This window comes from Haloferax volcanii DS2 (assembly GCF_000025685.1).
GTDB classification, from domain to species: Archaea; Halobacteriota; Halobacteria; order Halobacteriales; family Haloferacaceae; genus Haloferax; species Haloferax volcanii.
Map to the genome: position 1 here is coordinate 1,071,846 of NC_013967.1, position 17,019 is coordinate 1,088,864.

General features: G+C 66.1%; 18 protein-coding genes and 2 pseudogenes. 15 read left to right on the forward strand and 5 right to left on the reverse strand.

Features of this window, described 5'->3' with window-relative positions; genetic code table 11:
• Positions 1 to 2 precede the first annotated feature (2 nt).
• The 3 genes from HVO_RS10355 (at position 3) to HVO_RS10365 (ending at position 2,900) form a co-directional block, all read left to right on the forward strand.
• The gene (locus HVO_RS10355) at positions 3 to 758 is read left to right on the forward strand and encodes a DUF5803 family protein (RefSeq protein WP_004043765.1); all 756 of its coding nucleotides are present in this window, start codon (positions 3 to 5) and stop codon (positions 756 to 758) included.
• Positions 759 to 845: 87 nt separating this feature from the next.
• Entirely contained in the window at positions 846 to 1,538 is a 693-nt protein-coding gene (locus tag HVO_RS10360) for a competence/damage-inducible protein A (RefSeq protein ID WP_004043764.1), read from the forward strand.
• A gap of 297 nt (positions 1,539 to 1,835) precedes the next feature.
• Complete coding sequence (locus HVO_RS10365; protein WP_004043762.1) at positions 1,836 to 2,900, forward strand: ATP-NAD kinase family protein; 1,065 nt, start codon at positions 1,836 to 1,838, stop codon at positions 2,898 to 2,900.
• An 85-nt stretch (positions 2,901 to 2,985) separates the two neighbouring features.
• Here the strand turns inward: HVO_RS10365 and HVO_RS10370 are convergent, their stop codons facing one another.
• Entirely contained in the window at positions 2,986 to 3,360 is a 375-nt protein-coding gene (locus tag HVO_RS10370; RefSeq protein ID WP_004043761.1) for a carboxymuconolactone decarboxylase family protein, read from the reverse strand.
• Positions 3,361 to 3,677: 317 nt separating this feature from the next.
• Between HVO_RS10370 and HVO_RS10375 the strand changes: the two genes are divergently transcribed.
• Both HVO_RS10375 and HVO_RS10380 read left to right on the forward strand, forming a co-directional pair.
• A complete protein-coding gene (locus tag HVO_RS10375) occupies positions 3,678 to 4,709 on the forward strand; it encodes a phosphate signaling complex PhoU family protein (protein WP_004043760.1) in 1,032 nt (343 codons plus the stop codon).
• A 119-nt stretch (positions 4,710 to 4,828) separates the two neighbouring features.
• Positions 4,829 to 5,287 (forward strand): hypothetical protein, encoded by a 459-nt coding sequence (locus HVO_RS10380; protein WP_004043759.1) that lies wholly within the window; start codon positions 4,829 to 4,831, stop codon positions 5,285 to 5,287.
• A gap of 75 nt (positions 5,288 to 5,362) precedes the next feature.
• Here HVO_RS10380 and HVO_RS10385 read toward each other — a convergent pair whose 3' ends face one another.
• Both HVO_RS10385 and HVO_RS10390 read right to left on the reverse strand, forming a co-directional pair.
• Positions 5,363 to 5,806 carry a DUF7528 family protein gene (locus HVO_RS10385; RefSeq protein WP_004043758.1) on the reverse strand — a complete coding sequence of 148 codons (444 nt, stop codon included), beginning with the start codon at positions 5,804 to 5,806 and terminating at the stop codon, positions 5,363 to 5,365.
• Positions 5,807 to 5,979: 173 nt separating this feature from the next.
• Positions 5,980 to 7,119 carry an LEA type 2 family protein gene (locus HVO_RS10390; protein WP_004043757.1) on the reverse strand — a complete coding sequence of 380 codons (1,140 nt, stop codon included), beginning with the start codon at positions 7,117 to 7,119 and terminating at the stop codon, positions 5,980 to 5,982.
• Between the two features lie 151 nt (positions 7,120 to 7,270).
• On the opposite strand from HVO_RS10390, the gene HVO_RS10395 reads away from it, so the two are divergent.
• The 4 genes from HVO_RS10395 to HVO_RS10410 all read left to right on the forward strand — a co-directional run bounded on the left by HVO_RS10395 (position 7,271) and on the right by HVO_RS10410 (position 8,980).
• Positions 7,271 to 7,453 (forward strand): DUF7525 family protein, encoded by a 183-nt coding sequence (locus HVO_RS10395; RefSeq protein ID WP_004043756.1) that lies wholly within the window; start codon positions 7,271 to 7,273, stop codon positions 7,451 to 7,453.
• 67 nt (positions 7,454 to 7,520) lie between these two features.
• On the forward strand, positions 7,521 to 7,745 hold the full coding sequence (locus HVO_RS10400) for a DUF7123 family protein (protein ID WP_004043755.1): 225 nt from the start codon (positions 7,521 to 7,523) through the stop codon (positions 7,743 to 7,745).
• A 43-nt stretch (positions 7,746 to 7,788) separates the two neighbouring features.
• Entirely contained in the window at positions 7,789 to 8,220 is a 432-nt protein-coding gene (locus HVO_RS10405; RefSeq protein ID WP_004043754.1) for an SRPBCC family protein, read from the forward strand.
• Between the two features lie 442 nt (positions 8,221 to 8,662).
• The gene (locus HVO_RS10410; RefSeq protein ID WP_004043753.1) at positions 8,663 to 8,980 is read left to right on the forward strand and encodes a DUF7526 family protein; all 318 of its coding nucleotides are present in this window, start codon (positions 8,663 to 8,665) and stop codon (positions 8,978 to 8,980) included.
• Between the two features lie 63 nt (positions 8,981 to 9,043).
• Here the strand turns inward: HVO_RS10410 and HVO_RS10415 are convergent, their stop codons facing one another.
• A complete protein-coding gene (locus tag HVO_RS10415) occupies positions 9,044 to 10,570 on the reverse strand; it encodes an aldehyde dehydrogenase family protein (RefSeq protein WP_004043752.1) in 1,527 nt (508 codons plus the stop codon).
• Between the two features lie 132 nt (positions 10,571 to 10,702).
• Between HVO_RS10415 and HVO_RS10420 the strand changes: the two genes are divergently transcribed.
• Positions 10,703 to 11,422, forward strand: a complete 720-nt coding sequence (locus tag HVO_RS10420; RefSeq protein WP_004043751.1) for a helix-turn-helix domain-containing protein — start codon at positions 10,703 to 10,705, stop codon at positions 11,420 to 11,422.
• Positions 11,423 to 11,450: 28 nt separating this feature from the next.
• Here the strand turns inward: HVO_RS10420 and HVO_RS10425 are convergent, their stop codons facing one another.
• Positions 11,451 to 12,290, reverse strand: a complete 840-nt coding sequence (locus HVO_RS10425) for a proline dehydrogenase family protein (RefSeq protein WP_004043750.1) — start codon at positions 12,288 to 12,290, stop codon at positions 11,451 to 11,453.
• A 180-nt stretch (positions 12,291 to 12,470) separates the two neighbouring features.
• Between HVO_RS10425 and HVO_RS10430 the strand changes: the two are divergent.
• The 5 genes and pseudogenes from HVO_RS10430 to HVO_RS10450 all read left to right on the forward strand — a co-directional run bounded on the left by HVO_RS10430 (position 12,471) and on the right by HVO_RS10450 (position 16,999).
• A pseudogene (locus HVO_RS10430) lies at positions 12,471 to 13,761 on the forward strand (ABC transporter substrate-binding protein).
• A 1-nt stretch (position 13,762) separates the two neighbouring features.
• Positions 13,763 to 14,341 (forward strand): annotated as a pseudogene (locus tag HVO_RS10435) (ABC transporter permease subunit); the annotation flags it as partial.
• A complete protein-coding gene (locus tag HVO_RS10440) occupies positions 14,338 to 15,462 on the forward strand; it encodes a branched-chain amino acid ABC transporter permease (protein WP_004043747.1) in 1,125 nt (374 codons plus the stop codon). The pseudogene HVO_RS10435 and the gene HVO_RS10440, both read left to right, overlap by 4 nt.
• A complete protein-coding gene (locus HVO_RS10445) occupies positions 15,459 to 16,265 on the forward strand; it encodes an ABC transporter ATP-binding protein (RefSeq protein ID WP_004043746.1) in 807 nt (268 codons plus the stop codon). Before HVO_RS10440 ends, HVO_RS10445 begins: the two co-directional genes overlap by 4 nt.
• Positions 16,262 to 16,999, forward strand: a complete 738-nt coding sequence (locus tag HVO_RS10450; RefSeq protein WP_004043745.1) for an ABC transporter ATP-binding protein — start codon at positions 16,262 to 16,264, stop codon at positions 16,997 to 16,999. Before HVO_RS10445 ends, HVO_RS10450 begins: the two co-directional genes overlap by 4 nt.
• Positions 17,000 to 17,019: the final 20 nt, after the last annotated feature.

The following is a 17,019-nucleotide window of genomic DNA, read 5'->3' on the forward strand; positions in this document are numbered from 1 at the left end:
CGATGAACAGGCGACTCCTCGTCGGTATCGCCGCGCTCGCCCTCCTCCTCGTGACCGCCGGGTGTCTCGGCGGCACCTCCAGCGTCTCGAACGACCGGCTCGACGCCGCGCCCGACGGCGACTACGCGTGGACCGCCGAGACTGATGCGCACATCACGGTGCAGGACAACGGCCGGTTCCGCGCGGTCTACGAGGTCAACAGCTCCTCGGTCGAGCTCTACCGGTTCGACGGCTTCGGCAGTCGGACGCCCCTTTCGGTCGAGGCGGTCCGCTACCGCTACGACAACGGGACCGTCCTCAACGGGACCGAACTGAAGGCCCGCGGCGGCGACGTGACGCAGAACGACCGCATCACGAACGTCACGCTCCCCGAGGACGCCGGACGCGACGGAAAGCTCGCGTTTAGCTCGTCCTCGACGCCGAAGCGGTTCTCGCTGCCCGTCTTCGTCGAGGGGAGCTACGAGGTCGTCCTGCCCGTGGACCGCCGCGTCGACTTCCCGATATTCGGGTCGGTCCGGCCGTCGGGCTACGACACCGAAGTCGTCGACGACCGGCTTCACATCCGGTGGGACGAAGTGACCGATGGGAACGTCGTCGTGCAGTTCTACCTCCAGCGCGACCTCGGTATCTTCGCGGCCGTCGCGGCCGTCTCGGTGCTGGTCGGCGGCGCGGGGATACTCTACTACCGCCGGCAGATTCGGGCGCTCCGCGACCGCAGACAGGAACTCGGCTTGGACGTGGAAGACGACGACCGCTGACGCACGACTGAGCCGCGGTGTCAGCCCGCCGACCCGCGGTTCGCCGGTGTGAACGCTTTTTTGCCTCGCAGCGCGCTACCTCGGGGTATGCAAGTCGCCGTGGTCACCGTCGGGGACGAACTCCTCGCCGGCGACACCGTCAACACGAACGCCGCGTGGCTCTGCGAGGAACTGACGGCGCGAGGCGTCTCCGTCGAGCGCGTGACGACGGTCCCCGACCGCGTCGCCGACATCGCCCGCGTCGTCAACGAGTACCACGCCGAGTACGACGCCGTCGTCGTCACCGGCGGACTGGGGCCGACGCACGACGACGTGACGATGGAGAGCGTCGCGGCCGCGTTCGGGCGCTCGCTGGAGCGGAACGCCGACGCCGAGGAGTGGCTGGAGACCAACGGCGGCTACTCCGCGGCGGACCTCGTGGAGGGGACGACCGACCTCCCCGCGGGGTCGCGGATGCTCCCGAACGACGAGGGCGTCGCGCCCGGTGCGGTCGTCGGCTCGGTGTACGTGCTCCCCGGCGTCCCCGGCGAGATGAAAGCCATGTTCGCCCGCGTCGCCGACGAGTTCGCCGGCGAGCGGACCCACGTCCGGTTCGTCCACACCTCGGAGCCCGAAAGCTCGCTCATCGAGCGGTTCGAGGCCGTCCAATCGGCGTTCGACGTGACCGTCGGGAGCTACCCCGGCGACCACGTCAGAATTAAACTCGCCGGAGCCGACGAGGAGACGGTCGAATCGGCGGCCGCGTGGCTCGAAGCGCGAGTCGACCTGTACGAAGAGTAGGGTCGGCCGGCCGACGGGTCAGCGCTGGAGGTACCAGAGCCACCCGGCGGTCATGAGGATACCCACGAGAAGCACGGTCGCGGCCGTCTCCGAGGTCGGCAACACCTGCTCGCTGGCTGATAGCGGAATCATAGGTGACAGTTCCCACGTCCGGTTCTTAAACGGTGAGGTTCTGGCGACAGTTGTCGCGGCGTGAGCGTCAGCGAACCCGTGGGGGCGCGACCCAGTCGCCTCTCGCCGGCTCCCCTCTCGCCGGCTACCGCGTCGCTTTTCCCCGGGGCGCGGGTTCGTTCAGTCATGCGAATCGGTGTCGTCGTCAACCCCGTCGCGGGGATGGGCGGCCGGGTCGGCCTGAAGGGAACCGACGGGAAAGTCGCGGAGGCCAGAGCGCGCGGCGCGGAGCCGCGGTCGCCAGAGCGGGCGCGACGGGCGCTCTCTCGGCTCTTCGAGACCGCCCCCGAGGCGGAACTGCTCGCGTGGGGCGGCGAGATGGGCGCGGCGGCCGCCCGAGACGCCGGCTTCGACCCCGAGGTGCTCGGCGAACCGTCCGGCGACGAGACGAGCGCGGCCGACACCGTCGCCGCCGCCGAGGCGTTCGTCGACGCCGACGCGGACCTCGTGTTGTTCGTCGGGGGCGACGGCACCGCGGCGGACGTGGCCGAGGCGCTCGACGGGACCGACGTGCCGATGCTGGGCGTCCCCGCGGGCGTGAAAGTCTACTCCTCCGTGTTCGCCGTCTCGCCCGAGGACGCCGCCCACGTCGTCACCTCGTTCGAGCGGACCGAGGCCCGCGAGGTCATGGACATCGACGAGGACGACTACCGCGACGGCGAGGTCAGGCCGGAGCTTCGGGCGGTCGCGCACGTCCCCGTCGCGGAGGACCTCCAGTCGTCGAAACAGACCGGCGGCGGCACCGTCGAGTCGCTCGCCGCGGGCGTCGCTGACGACATCCGCTCGACCGAAGGCGTCACCTACGTCCTCGGTCCCGGAAGCACCGTCGGCGCGGTGAAAGCCGAGTTGGGAATCGACGGCTCGCCGCTCGGCGTCGACGTCTACCGCGACGGCGAGGTGCTCGCCCGCGACGCGACGGAGGCCGAGATTCTGGCGAACCTCGGCGCGGAGAACGTTATCGTCGTCACGCCCATCGGCGGGCAGGGATTCGTCTTCGGTCGCGGCAACCCCCAACTCTCACCGGCCGTGATTCGACGCTGTGACGTGTCGGTCGTCGCCTCGCGGTCGAAACTCGACGGGATTCCCGTCCTCCGGGTCGACACCGACGACCCCGACCTCGACGCGGACCTCCGCGGGTGGACGAAAGTCCGCGTGGGTCGCGTCGAGCGCCGGATGATGAAAACCGAGTGAGCGGCGCACGTCGGATGCGGCCGACTCGGCGCGACGCGCCACCACAGAAAAATCGAGCGAGAGGCCGCTCCAGTCGGCCGTCTCGTCAGTCGTCCGCCGGAGCCTGTTGTTTCGTGATGTACTCGACGATTTCGTCCGTTTCGGCCTTGAACCCGTCGAGGTCGGTCTCGTTCCCGTGGAGCACCGTCGAGAAGTACTTCGTGTCGGCGGCGAGGTTGACTGCCTCCCTGAGTTCCTCGTCCGTGACGCCGCTCAACCGCGCTTCCTCGGTGTGGAAGTAGATACAGTACGGACAGTTAATCGCGGCCGCGACGCCGACGCCGATGAGCGCCTTCTCCCGCCCGGACAGTTCGGTGTCTTCTCCCAGATTGAGGTCGCGGAAGAGCCCCCAACTGTGTTCGCTCGCCGGTTCTGCCAAGTCCTCCATCCAACTCGGGACCTGACCGAGCATTCCCTCCATCTCTTGTCGTGTGGCTTTCGATACGATCTTTCTTCCCGTACCTCCGCAGTCCCGTCGCTATGGAGGCGCTTATTACGAGGTTCCGGAGCAGTAAAGTTATGAATAGTCTGGAAAATCATAATCTGCCCGTATCGACGACGTTCCGGGGAAATTCGGGGTTAATACGCCGGTGCACGGGACGGTCAGCCATTTCCATCCCAGCCGCTCGACGTAGATGATTTAATATTCGGAATCGTGTGCAATGAGAACCACTACCCATTATTCACACAGGGTGTAATATAGTGAGATTTAAGGTCATTGGATGGGTTCTGAATGGCATGGAAACCCGGAAAGTCCAGCGTCTCGGTCCCTCCACGCTGGCGATGACGCTTCCAGCGGAGTGGGCCAAGGAACACAACGTCGAGAAGGGCGACGAGGTGACGATTCGAACGAGCGGCAAGGGAACGCTGACGGTTCTCCCCGAATCGGTCAACACCGAAGATTCGAAGGCGACGATTCGCGCCGACAGTCTGAACGCGGAGGCGCTCGAACGCGCCATCGTGGCGCAGTACGTCCTCGGGCGACGCGTCATCCACATCGAGAAAAGCGAGGGCGCGCTCGACTCGGACCACATCAACGCCGTCTACAAAGCCGAGACCCAGCTCATGGGCCTCGGCGTCATCGAGGAGACCCCCGAGCGAATCGCGATTCGCTGTTCGGTCGACGCGGAGGACTTCACCCTCAACAACCTGCTCGAACGCCTCGAAAACACGGGCAGCACGATGCGCGGCGAGGCCGTCAAGGCGCTCGCCCACGGCAACCCCGACCTCGCCCAGCGGGCGCTCAACCGCGAGCGGCAGGCGAACAAGATTTTCGTCCTCCTGCTCCGGCTCATCTTCACGTCCTACCAGAACCCCAACCTCGCGCGGGCGGTCGGCCTCGATTCGGGCTTCCCGCTCATCGGCTACCGCTCGGTGGCGAAGAACCTCGAACTGACCGCCGACAACGCCGAGGACATCGCCAACATCGTCATGGACGCCGAGGGCCACACCATCGACGTCGACCAGTCGACGATGCGGCGCATCCGCGAGTTCACGGACCACGTCGACGAGATTACGACGACCGCGGTGCGGGCCGTCGTCGAGCGCGACTACGACCTCACCATCGAGTGCCGAGAGCTGTTCCGCGAGATTAGCGACCGCGAGCGCGACATCCTCAACGACCTCCCGGAGATGGAAAACCAGAAGCTCCTCCAGATTCGCGAGGTGCTGGTGAGCCTCCAGCAGACCGCGCAGTACGCGATGCGGAACGCCGAAATCGCGTCGAACCTCGCGCTCAACGAGGAGTCGGACCACGTCACGATAGACTGAGGCGACGACGCCCGCGACACCCGATTCCGAACGTCTCTCTTTCGCGCTGTTGGAGCCACAGTTTCGACTGTCGGTCGTCGGTCGGAATGATTTTGGTTCGTTGACGTGATTGCCGTCGCGTGACATCCTTCGCAGACGTTCGGGAGCGTTTCTGGCGCGAGTCCATCGACTTCACGGAGACGAAGACGTTCCTTCTCGGTCTACTTCAGGCGGGGATTGCGACCATCGAGTTCGCTCTGATATTCGTCGTCGTGGCCGGCACTCGTCTCGTGCCCCTCTCGGCAGTCAACACGCGGCCGTCGTCGGTCGTCGTCGCGGTATCCCTCGGCCTCGTCCCGGGGTTCGTACTCGGTGCCGGTCTTCCGCTCCTCGTCCAGTATTCGGAGTACGTCAACCGGCTGAACGACAACAAAGCGTTCAGAGCGGTCGGCCCGGTGGTGACGTTCGGGACGTACTTCTGTCTCTTCTTCTACCACCCCGTCACCAGCGTCCTCTACGCGGTTGCGTACCTGTTGGGACGCATCGCCGTCCTCGTCGGCATCTTCGGCGGGTCGCAACTCAAATCGGCAATCGCCTGAGACAGCAGCGACTCGTCGAACAGTCGGCACGCTCACCGTCGGAAACTCAGAGGGGTCACACGGCCGGGCGTGGCCTCAGTCCGCGAGCAACTCCACGGCCTCTTCTTCCTCCTCCTCTGGCGACTGCTTCTCACCGGTCAGCGGGTTCCGACTGGCGATGCGGCAGTCGAACCCGGGATGCTCGCCGAAGTGCCGGAGTATCATGTGGCGGCGCGACCCGGTGATGCCGGTGCGACCGATGTCCTCGGCGGTGAAGCGCTCGGGCAGGCGGTCGTACAGGCGGCGCAGCTCGTCGAAACTGGTGAACACCTTCGCGTTGCCGGTGGAGTCCGCGCCGCGGCGGGAGACGACGTAGCTTCCGTCCCGGCGGTACTCGCCGGCCGTGCGGAAGAACTCCCGTTTCTCGGTCAGCGCCGAGCCGATGGCCTCCTGCAAGTCGGCGGCGGCGTCTCGGGACAGTTCACAGGACTGGTCGCCAAAGGAGACGACGATGGTTTCGTCGTCACTCTCGACGGACACAGGGTTCTCATTACGGGAGAAGAACTCGATCAGGAGCGTGGGTACTCCGTGTCATATCATCGACTATCGTAGCCGATGGTAAAGAGTTATCGGCTGAGTCAGGATTCACCGACGATTCTTCGATAGACGCCGGCGGTCGAACGGCCTCCGACGCCGCGTCTGACGCGGGACTGTTACAGGAGGCCGTCGTCGGTGGTCGTGGTCCCGTCGTCTGAGGAGGGCGTCGTCGCGGTCGTCGCGGTCGTCGTCGCTGTCGAAGTCGTGGTTGCCGTCGAAGTCGCGGTCTCGGACTCGGCCGTCTCGGTCGCCTCGGTCGTCTCCGTCGCCGTGGGTTCGTCCGTCGTCTCGCTTCCGTCAGACGCCGCCTTGTTCCCGAAGATGTCCGTCTCGAACGTCTTCTCGTAGGTCAGCGGGTCGAGGGGGACGCGAAGCGTCGTGCCGCCGGCGTCGAGGTTCGCGTAGAAGTCGATGTGCAGGTCGGTCGTCTGGTCGCGTTCGAGATGCGTGACCCACCACTCGTCGAGCCTGTCGTTCTGGATGTGGGTCGTCGCCTCGATGGTCTCCGTCGACCGCGGAGGGATGACGTACTCGGAGTTCGTGGTCCCCTCGCCCACGGCCACGTCGTTCATGGAGATGTCGTAGCCGAGTTCGGAGACCGCAATCGGGTACGGCTTGGGGTTGTGGACGACGAACGTGAGTTCGAGCGCCGTGCGCTCGTCCGTGGATTCGCCCCACTCGGCTCTCGTCTCGTTGACGTACAACACGGGGTCGGAGACGACCGGCGACTCCGCGTTTATCTCGCTGGTCTCCGTGGAGTTGAACGCCGACAGGAGGTCGGTGTCGATGCTCCGGGTGATCTCGGGCGCTTCGAAGGTCCGGCCGAGCATCTCCGAGGAGATGGTGGCGTTCACGGCGAGGTCGGTGTGCTCGCCGTTCTGGACGTGCGAGACCCACCACTCGGGGATGCACTCGTTTTCGAGCGTCGTCCGAAGCGGGACTGCCGTGGTCCCCTGCCCGACAGAGACGCCTTCCTTCTCGCCGGTCGCCATCCGAATCCCGTTCATCTCGACGCCGTAGTCGACGGCGAGCCCGGAGAGGTTCGCTGAAAGCGGGTTCGGGTTCGAGACGTACAGGTCGGTCTCGATGACCGTCGCCGTCTCGTTGACGCCGCCGAACCGGTTGTCGACTCGGTCGACGCTCGGCGCGCCGATTATTCCGGCCGCGAACGCCGCACCGACGACGGCCGCGACGAGCACCAGCGCGACGAGCGCGATACGGAGTTTACCGCCGAACAGCGCGGATGTCAGTCCCATCTTGTGGACACACGAGACTGGTGGTACATATGTCGAACGGCCGAGCGCGACGGCGGTTCGCGGGACCGTCCCGCACGCCTCGACCCCGACACGTCGCCCCACGGCAGGCGGTGTCGAATGAACTAAGTGCGCACCCGCGAAGGTCGGAAACATGGAAACCAAGACGGTGCAATCCGACAAGTCCATCGGCTTTGCGGCGTTGTTCGGCGTACTCACGCTCGTCGGCGCAGGGCTGATGGTCGCCGGACCGGACCAGTTGACGAAGGCGCTCGGGTTCATGGTCGCGATTATCGCGGCCTCGCTGGCGGTCTGCGGCGCGCACCTGTTCCAGTAACGTTGAGTATCAACGCTGAGGAACACGGGTAACCGTTAATAACGCCCATTCCCTAGACGGTCCGAGGATGACTGAGTACACCGACGAGGAACAACGCATTCTCGCCTATCTCCGCGACAGCGTCAGCCGCGGCGAGGGCTACTTCCGGGCGAAGAACATCGCCGAAGCCATCGGTCTCACCGCGAAGCAGGTCGGGTCCCGTCTGCCGCGGCTGGCCGAGAAGTCCGAAGACGTCGAAATCGAGAAGTGGGGACGCGCCCGCTCGACGACGTGGCGCGTCACCCGAAGCTGAGGCGATTCCACGGATTTTTACTGTGGAGGTGTGATGGTATCTCATGACCGTCCGCGTGAAACGAACGTTCGAGTTCGACGCTCCCGGCGAGCGCGTCTGGGAGTTCATCGCCGACCCGGCCAAGCGAGCGGGGGCTATCAGCGTCGTCGACCGCTTCGACGTGTCCGACGACGGCCGCCACGCGACGTGGTATCTCGAACTCCCGATTCCGCTCGTCCGTTCGACGGTGACAGTCGAGACGGAAGACATCGAAGTCGACGAGCCGACCCACGTCAAGTTCGTCGGTAAGTCGCGGGTGATGCGGGTGACGGGCGAACACACTATCGAGGAACACGACGGCGGCAGCCGCCTCGTCAACGAGTTCACCGTCGACGGCCGACTGCCGGGCGTCGAGGCGTTCTTCGAGCGCAACCTCGACCGCGAACTCGACAACCTCGAAACGGAGCTCCGACGCGAGTTCGAAGCGACCGCGTAACGCCGGCGACGACCGTCGACGCTCGGTGAGACAGGGCGAGAAACCGCGAGAGCCGTGCGCTCACGGGGTATGAGAACGGCTGTTGCGGTGGCTTTATACATCGTGGCTCCTAAGCGAAAGTCGCCGGCGCAATAGGCGCTTTTCTCGCCAGTCGTCGGCGACTCCACATCCGCCGCACCCGCCGCAACGTTTCGGGGTCTGTTGCGGCATCCGAAACGACGTGGCCACGTCGTTTCGCGCTCCCAAGCCCGGTGGGAGCGCACTCCCCTCGTCTCACTTCGCCGACTGGTGACGCGAGATTCGGCGGGAGGCGAATTCGCCTCCGCCTTTTGACGACCGCTTCGCTCCGAGCCACGGCGTCGCCGCGCCTCGGCGGCGACCCCCCGACCGCCCGACAGTCCGAGAGCGCACGCTTCTTTCCCCCGGCCCCCGTGGAGCCACCATGACCGAGACGATTCGAGGCGACGTGCTGCACGCCATTCCACCGGACGAACTCGACGACGAGGACCTGTCGCCCGAACTCCGGGCGCTGGCCGACTCGCGTCACGTACTCGTCGTTCGGAAGGGCGGCCATCCCTCGATGCTCGACCTCGTCTTGGCGTTCGTCCGCCGCGACCCAATCGAGGCCGTGACCGTCGTGACCGACCGCCCCGCCGAGGAGGACGAGGAAGTGGCGCTGACCGTCGAGGAGACGGGGATGCCCGGCGTCTACGTCGCGGCCGGCGCTCACGGGGAGGCTGAATCGACCGACGGACACTGAAAACAGCGGACGGAAAAAGCAGGACTGCTGCGGGGCCGTGACGCGGTGACCGACCGGACGACTTCAGTCGTCTTGCTTTGTCTTGATGTCCGCCGAGAGGCCCTGTGCCATGCGAATCTCCTTGGAGTTGTTGAGCGTCCACGCGGTGCGCTCGGTGACGGCCTCGATGATTTCGCGGGCCGAGGGGTAGCCGTTGCCGGACTTCTTCACGCCGCCGAACGGGAGGTGGACCTCCGCGCCGATACACGGGAGGTTGCCGTAGGCGAGGCCGACCTCGGCGTGGTCGCGGAAGTAGTTTATCTGGCGGTAGTCCTCGGAGATGACGGCACCGGCCAGCCCGTAGTCGGTGTCGTTCTGAATCTCGACTGCATCCTCGATGTCGCCGGAGTATTTCAGCAGGGCGACGTGGGGGCCGAACACCTCCTCGTGGGTGCAGCGGAGGTCGTCGTGGGGGTCGGCCTCGTAGACGAACGGCCCGACCCAGTGGCCGTCTTCGTGGCCCTCGGGAATCTCGTCGGCGTCGAGTTCGGTGCGGTCGACGAGGACGTTCACGCCCTCCGTCTCCGCGAGTTCGTTGTAGTTCGTGACTTTCTCCTTGTGGCCCTCCTCGATGAGGGGGCCCATGAACGTGTCCTCGCGGAGCGGGTCGCCCACGGAGACGTTCTTCGCGTTCTCGACGAAGCGCTCCTTGAACTCGTCGTACACGTCCTCGTGGACGACGATGCGCTCGGAGGAGACACAGCGCTGGCCGGTGGTCTTGAACGACGACATCGTCGCGGAGTGGACCGCGATGTCGAGGTCCGCCTTCTCCGTGATGACGATGTTGTTCTTGCCGCCCATCTCGCACGCGGCGAGTTTGCCGGGCTGTTGGGCGACCTTGCTCGCGACCTCGTGGCCGACCTCGGCGGAGCCCGTGAACAGCACGGAGTCGACGCGCTCGTCGTCGACGATGCTCGCGCCGGCGTCACCGAAGCCCTGTACCATGTTGAACACGCCGTCGGGGATGCCGGCGTCCTCAAACATCTCGGCGATAATCTGCCCGCACCACGGCGTCTGCTCGGCGGGCTTCCAGACGACGGTGTTGCCCTCGACGAGCGCGACGGCCATGTGCCAGAAGGGGATGGCGACGGGGAAGTTCCACGGGGTGATACAGCCGACGACGCCACGGGGCTTGCGGCGCATGTAGGCGTCCTTCGCGGGAATCTCGGAGGGGACCACGTCGCCTTTGGGGTGACGGGCGTCGCCCGCGGCCCACTCGACCATGTGGTACGCCTCGATGACGTCGGCGCGGCCCTCGGAAATCTCTTTGCCGCACTCTTTGGTGACGATTTCCGCGAGTTCCTCAGTGCGGTCGCGCAGTTCGTGGTAGATGTCCCAGAGGTACTCCGCGCGGTCGATGTGGGAGAGTTCGCGCCACTCCTCGTACGCCTCGTCGGCCGCGGCGGCCGCCGCGTCGATGTCCTCGGGCGTACCGCGTCGGAACGTCCCCAGCGACTCGCCCGTCGCGGGGTTCGCGCTCTCGAACGTCTCGTCGCCGGTGCCGTCCGTCCACTCGCCGTCGATGTAGTGCTGATATTCGTCCTGCGCCATATGACTCTAGACTCACAACTAGGATTAATAACCCCGGACCCTCCCATGGAAGGGGCGCGCCCGAACCGACGCATCACCGCGACGCCGAGTGACCACAGATAACATCTTACGTAACGACGTATTACCCGGTGTATGAGCGAGCGCACGGCAGGTGAAGGCACGCGCCTTACGCTCGACCTGTGGCATCCGAACTGCTGGGCGATAGAATCGACGAGCGAATACGACGGCGGCATCCTCGCACACGCCATCTACGACGCTCCCGCCGCGGGCGTCGAGCGGTCGAACGGGCTGTTCACCGCCTACGGCGAGTCGCTTGACGAGGTCGAGACGCTCCTCGACGCCATCGCCGACTCGGAGCTCACGGGCGAGGTGTTGGAACTGCAAGAGCGGTTCGACTCCCGCGGGAAGCACGTCGCGCCCGGCCCGGTCGCCCGCGAGTTCTTCTTGGAGTACGACCCGAGCGACATGATGTGTCCGGAGCTGCTCAAGCAGGGCTTCGTCCACAGCGCCCCCACGCAGATAGAAAACGGCCGCGAGCGGTGGGAAGTCTGGTTCGCCGGCGCGCGCGAGGAGATACAGCCGTGCATCGAGACCGTCATGGACGAGACCGGAGCCGAGATTCGCGTCGCCTCCATCTCCACGTCCGAGGGCGCGGAACCGGAGCGCAGTCGGCGGCTCGACACGCTCACCCGGAGTCAGCGGGAGGCGTTCGAACTCGCGCGCGAAGAAGGCTACTACCGCTGGCCCCGCGAGGTTTCCACCCGCGAACTCGCCGCCGAGATGGACATCTCGAAGACGACGCTGCTCGAACACCTGCGCAAAGCGGAGTCGAAACTGCTCGACCCGCAGTAGCGCGGGACGATTGGGTGTCCGTCCCGGCTCAGATACCGGCGACGGCGCGGAGCGCGAACAGCGCGTTCGACTTCCGCTCGCGGACGCGCCGGTAGAAGTAGGAGAACCATTTGTCCCCGTAGGGGACGTACTGCCACGTCTCGATGCCGGCGTCCGCGAGGTCGCGCTGACCGTCCTCGCGCACGCCCATGAGCATCTGCACCTCGTAGGGCGTCCCGTACTGTTCGTGGAGGCGGCGGGCGTGCGCAATCATGTGCGGGTCGTGGCTGCCGACCGCGATGCCGCCGTCGAACTCGGTGAACATCTGTTCGAGGAGGTCCCTGTACACCTCGTCCACCTTCGACTTCTCCTTGTACGCGATGGACGCCGGCTCGTTGTACGCGCCCTTGACGAGGCGGACCTTGCCGGGGACCTCCGCGAGGCGTTCGAGGTCGTCGCGCGTGCGTTTCAGGTTCGCCTGCACGCAGACGCCGACGTTCCCGCCCGTCCGGTGGCCCAAGTCGTCGACGGCGTTGAGGGTCACGTCGGTCGTCTCGTGGTCCTCCATGTCGACCCAGACGAACACGCCTTCGGCGTCCGCGGCGTCGACGATGCGGTCGAGGTTCTCCCGGAACGCGCGGTCGCTGATGTCGAGACCGATCTGCGAAGGCTTCACCGAGACGCAGCCATCGAGGTCCGTCGCGCCGAGTCGACGGACGAGGTCGACGTACGCGTCGGCGTCGGGGTCGGCGGCCGTCCGGTCGGTGTAGTGCTCGCCGAGCAGGTTCAGTATCCCCGCGATGCCGTCGCGGTTCAGCGACTCGACGTGCGAGACCGCTCCGTCGGCCGTCTCGCCCGCCACGAAGTTGTTCGCGATGGGGGGTATCACGACCCGCTATTGTGAGACACGTACCCTAAAGAGAGACCCTACCAAATCATTCTGAAAAATATTCCTGAAATAATCACGGAACGCTCGTTTCGTCCGACGGGGTCCGGGGTCCCGACTATGGGCGGTCACAGGTATATTTACGATAGCTGGAGAGCATTGCTTGTTATGTCATCACACGACATGGAACGCAGAACGCTGCTGAAGCTGTCGGGGCTCTCGCTCGTCGGGGCGACCGCCGGCTGTCTCGAAGGGGAAGGTGACCGCCGGCTGTCTCGAAGGGGAAGAAGAGACCCCCGCGGCGACGACCACCGAGGAAAGCGGCGGCGACGAATCGTCGTACACCATCGGGATGGTCGACTCGCTCACCGGGTCGCTCGCGCCGTACGGCGAGCGCAACACTCGTGGCCGCGAACTCGCGCTCGCGGCCGTCAACGAGGTCGGTATCGGCTCCGAAGGGGCGTCGCTGAACATCTCCGTCGAGGACGACGAGAGTACGAACCAAGGCGGAGTCAACGGCGCACAGGTGCTCGTCAACCAAGACGGCGTCCCGCTTCTCATCGGCTCCGTGGGCTCCGGCGTCTCCATCGCCATCCACGACAGCGTCACGAGAGACGCCGGCGTCGTCCAAATCAGCCAGAACAGCACGAGTCCCGAACTCACGACGCGGCCGGAGCTGCTTCGGATGAGACCCTCTGGTTCCGCGAAGGGACAGGTGCTCGCCAGCCTCGTCAACGACGACGGCCACGACACGGTCGCCGTCACGTGGATCAACAACGACTACGGGACGGGGCTGTCCGAGGTGTTCGCCGAGATGTTCGAGTCCGAGTTCGACGGCACCGTCGCCTACAACGAACCGCACGACCAGGGTCAGTCGCCGTACAGCGGCGTCCTCACCGAGATGGCATCGACCGACGCCTCGGCGTGGATCTTCCTCACGTACGCGAACGAGTACACGGTCATGGTCAACGAGGGCTTCGACCAGGGCTACAACACGTCCGTGGACTACTACGGCGCGGAGTCCACCGTCGCCGACTCCATCATCGAAAACACGCCCGAAGGCAGCATGGACGGGATGACGGGCATCACCGAGAGCGCCCCGCAGGACCAGGAGAACTACCAGAACTTCGTCGCCGCGTTCGAGGAGAACTACGACGGGACGCCGACGGTCTGGTCGGCGTACGCCTACGACGCCGTGACGGTCGCGGCCATCGCCATCGAGGCGGCAGACGAGTTCACCGGCGAGGCGCTCGCGTCGGTCGTCCGCGACGTGACCCGCCCCGAGGGCGAGGAGGTCTTCAACTTCGAGGAGGCCGCGGCCGTCCTCCGCGACGGCGGTTCGCCGGGCGACATCAACTATCAGGGCGTCAGCGGCCCGGTCGACCTCGACGAGAACGGCGACCCGCCGGGCTACTACCAGATTTACAGCGTCGAGGACCACGAGTACGTCTTCGGTGACTACATCACGAGCTAACTATCGCGCGCTGGTCTTCCTGTCGTTCGGAACCGAACCCGAGCGCTACGGCGTGTCCCGACAGGGCCCGATTCCGTGGGTCCGCGAGACGCTCGGCATCGCGGTCACGCCGCGCAACCTCGTCGTCGTGGCGCTCACCGTCGTCCTCGTGACGGCGTTGCACCTGACGCTGACGCGGACGACGCTCGGTCGGAAGATGCGCGCGACCGCCGACAACGCGGACCTCGCGCGGGTCAGCGGGATTCGGACCGGCGAGGTCATCTTCGCCATGTGGCTCATCGGCGGCGCGCTCGCCGCGGCCGGCGGCGTCTTCCTCGGACTGGAGGAACTCGTCCGCCCGCGGATGGGCTTCGACATCCTGCTTATCGTCTTCGCCGCGGTCATCCTCGGCGGCATCGGCTCCGTCTACGGCGCGATGCTCGGTGGCCTCGTCATCGGGATGGTCCACGAGCTCGTTCCGCTGTTCTACCAGTGGGGCATCATCCCGGTCAGGTCGCGGTACGCCGCGGCCGTCGCGTTCGTCATCATGGTCGCTATCTTGCTCGTTCGCCCGAGCGGAATCGCGGGTGATAACGGATGAGCGCCGTCACCTCGTGGGTGACCGAGACGCTCGTCCGCGACGCGACCGAGCGGCGCATCTTCGCGGTGCTCGGACTCATCACCGTGTTGCTCGTCGTCGGCGTCCTCACCGGCGTCGTCGGACTGCGCTTCCTCCTGTTCCAAATCGCGCTCGTCGGGATGTACGCCCTGCTGTCGCTCGGACTCAACGTCCAGTGGGGCTACGCCGGACTCATCAACTTCTCCGTCGCCGCCTTCTGGGGAATCGGCGCGTACTGCGCCGCGCTGTTGACCGCGCCGAACTCCCCGCTCGGACTCGGACTCCACCCGGTGTTCGGGTTCCTCGGGGCAATCGTCGTGAGCGCGCTCATCGCGGTGCTCATCGGCATCCCGACGCTCCGCCTGCGCGAGGACTACCTCGCCATCGCCAGTCTCGGACTCGCCGAGGTCATCCGCACCATCATCCTCAACGAAGACCAGTGGACCGCCGGGTCGAGAGGTATCAGCGGCATCCCGAACCTCCTGTCGTGGCTCCCGCTGACCGACTCCGCGACGACGGCCGCCGTCGTGGTCGTCCTCATCGCCGTCGTCTACCTGTTCCTCCGGCGCGTCCACCGGTCGCAGTGGGGGCGCGTCCTCCGGACCATCCGGTCCGACGAGGACCTCGCGAAGGCGCTCGGGAAGAACACCTACCGATTCAAGATGCAGGCGTTCGTCCTCGGCTCGGTCATCGTGGCCGTCGCCGGGGCGTTCTACGCCCACCTGAACCTCTACATCGACCCCTCCGACCTCGTTCCCCTGACGACGTTCTACATCTGGATCGCCGTCATCCTCGGCGGGACCGGGTCGAACCGCGGGGCGGTCGTCGGCGCGGCCGTCGTCATCGCCATCCGCGAGGGGACCCGCTTCCTCAACGACATCGGGTTCATCCAGACGCTCGGCGTCGACTTGGCCCCGCTCCGACTGCTGTTCGTCGGCGGGCTCATCATCCTCATCATGCGGTTCCGGCAGGACGGGCTCCTGCCGCCGAAGGACGAACTCATCTGGCCGGCGGCGCGCGACGGAAGCGGTGCCGGCGGCGCGTCTCCCTCCGGTGCCGCCTCCGACGGCGGGACCGCCTCGAACGGGGGTGACGACCGATGAACGACGACGCGTACGAGGGCGCGCGCCTCGACAAGGACGACGTCGTCCTGAAGACGACCGGCTTGGAGAAGGCGTTCGGCGGCCTCGTCGCCACCGACGACGTCTCCATCGAGGTCGAACGCGGGACCATCACCGGGATGATTGGACCGAACGGCGCGGGCAAGTCCACGCTGTTCAACCTCATCTCCGGCTTCTACGAGAACGACGCCGGCCACGTCACCGTCAACGGCGAGGACGTGACCGACCTCGAACCGCACGAGCGCGTCCGAAAGGGACTCGTTCGGACCTTCCAGACGCCCCGGCGGCTGGAGGGGATGTCCGTCCGCGAAGCGATGCTCGTCGGTCCCGGCCCGCAGAAAGGCGAGTCCGTCTTCTCGCTTTTCTTCTCCGGCTCCGACGTGACAGAAGAGGAGCGGGCGAACATCGAACAGACGCGCGAGCTGCTCGAACGGTTCGAAATCGGGCATCTCATCGACCAACCGTCGACCGACCTCTCCGGCGGGCAGATGAAGCTCGTCGAGCTCGCGCGGGCGTTCACGACGAACCCCGATATCCTGCTTTTGGACGAGCCGGTCGCCGGCGTCAATCCGACGCTCGCGAACGACATCAAGCGGTTCATCCGCGAACTCAACGAGGAGGGACAGACCTTTCTCATCATCGAACACGACATGCCGATTATCATGGACCTCGCAGACCCCATCATCGTTCTCGACCAAGGGAAGGTGCTCATGGAGGGCTCGCCGGACGAAGTCCGCTCCGACGACCGCGTCATCGAGGCGTACCTCGGGGGGGCCGGCCCGTGACCGAGCGCGCCCTCGACGTCAGCGGCGTCGACAGCGGCTACGGCGAGGTGCAGGTGCTCCGCGACCTGACGCTCCGCCTCGAATCGGACGAAATCGTCTGCATCATCGGGCCGAACGGCGCGGGGAAGTCGACCGTCCTCAAGACGGTGTTCGGCCTCCTCAAGCCGTGGACCGGCTCGGTCGAACTGAGTGGGCGAGATATCACCGGCGAGGAGCCGGAGGACCTCGTCCGCGTCGGGATGGGCTACGTCCCGCAGGTGGACAACGTCTTTTCCTCGCTCACCATCGACGAGAACCTCAGGATGGGCGGGGTCGCCCGCTCGGAGGGCTTGCAGGCGCGAATCGACGAACTGTACGACCAGTTCTCGATTCTCGACGAGAAGCGCTCTGCGAAGGCCCGGACGCTCTCGGGCGGCCAGCGGCAGGTGCTCGCGTTCGCCCGCGCGCTCGTGATGGAGCCCGAAGTGCTCCTCATCGACGAGCCGTCGGCGGGCCTCGCGCCCAACATCGTCCAGTCGGTGTTCGAGGACGTGAAGAAGGTGAACGAACTCGGGACGGCGGTCCTGATGGTCGAGCAGAACGCCCGCGAGGGGCTCGGCATCTCCGACCGCGGCTACGTCCTCGACCAGGGGACAGTCGCCTACGAGGGCGACGCCGACGGCCTCCTCGACGACCCCGAAGTCTCGCGGCTCTACATGGGCGGCGCGGACTACGAGGGCGTCGAGGGCGAGTAACGCGCGACTCGCCCCGCGTT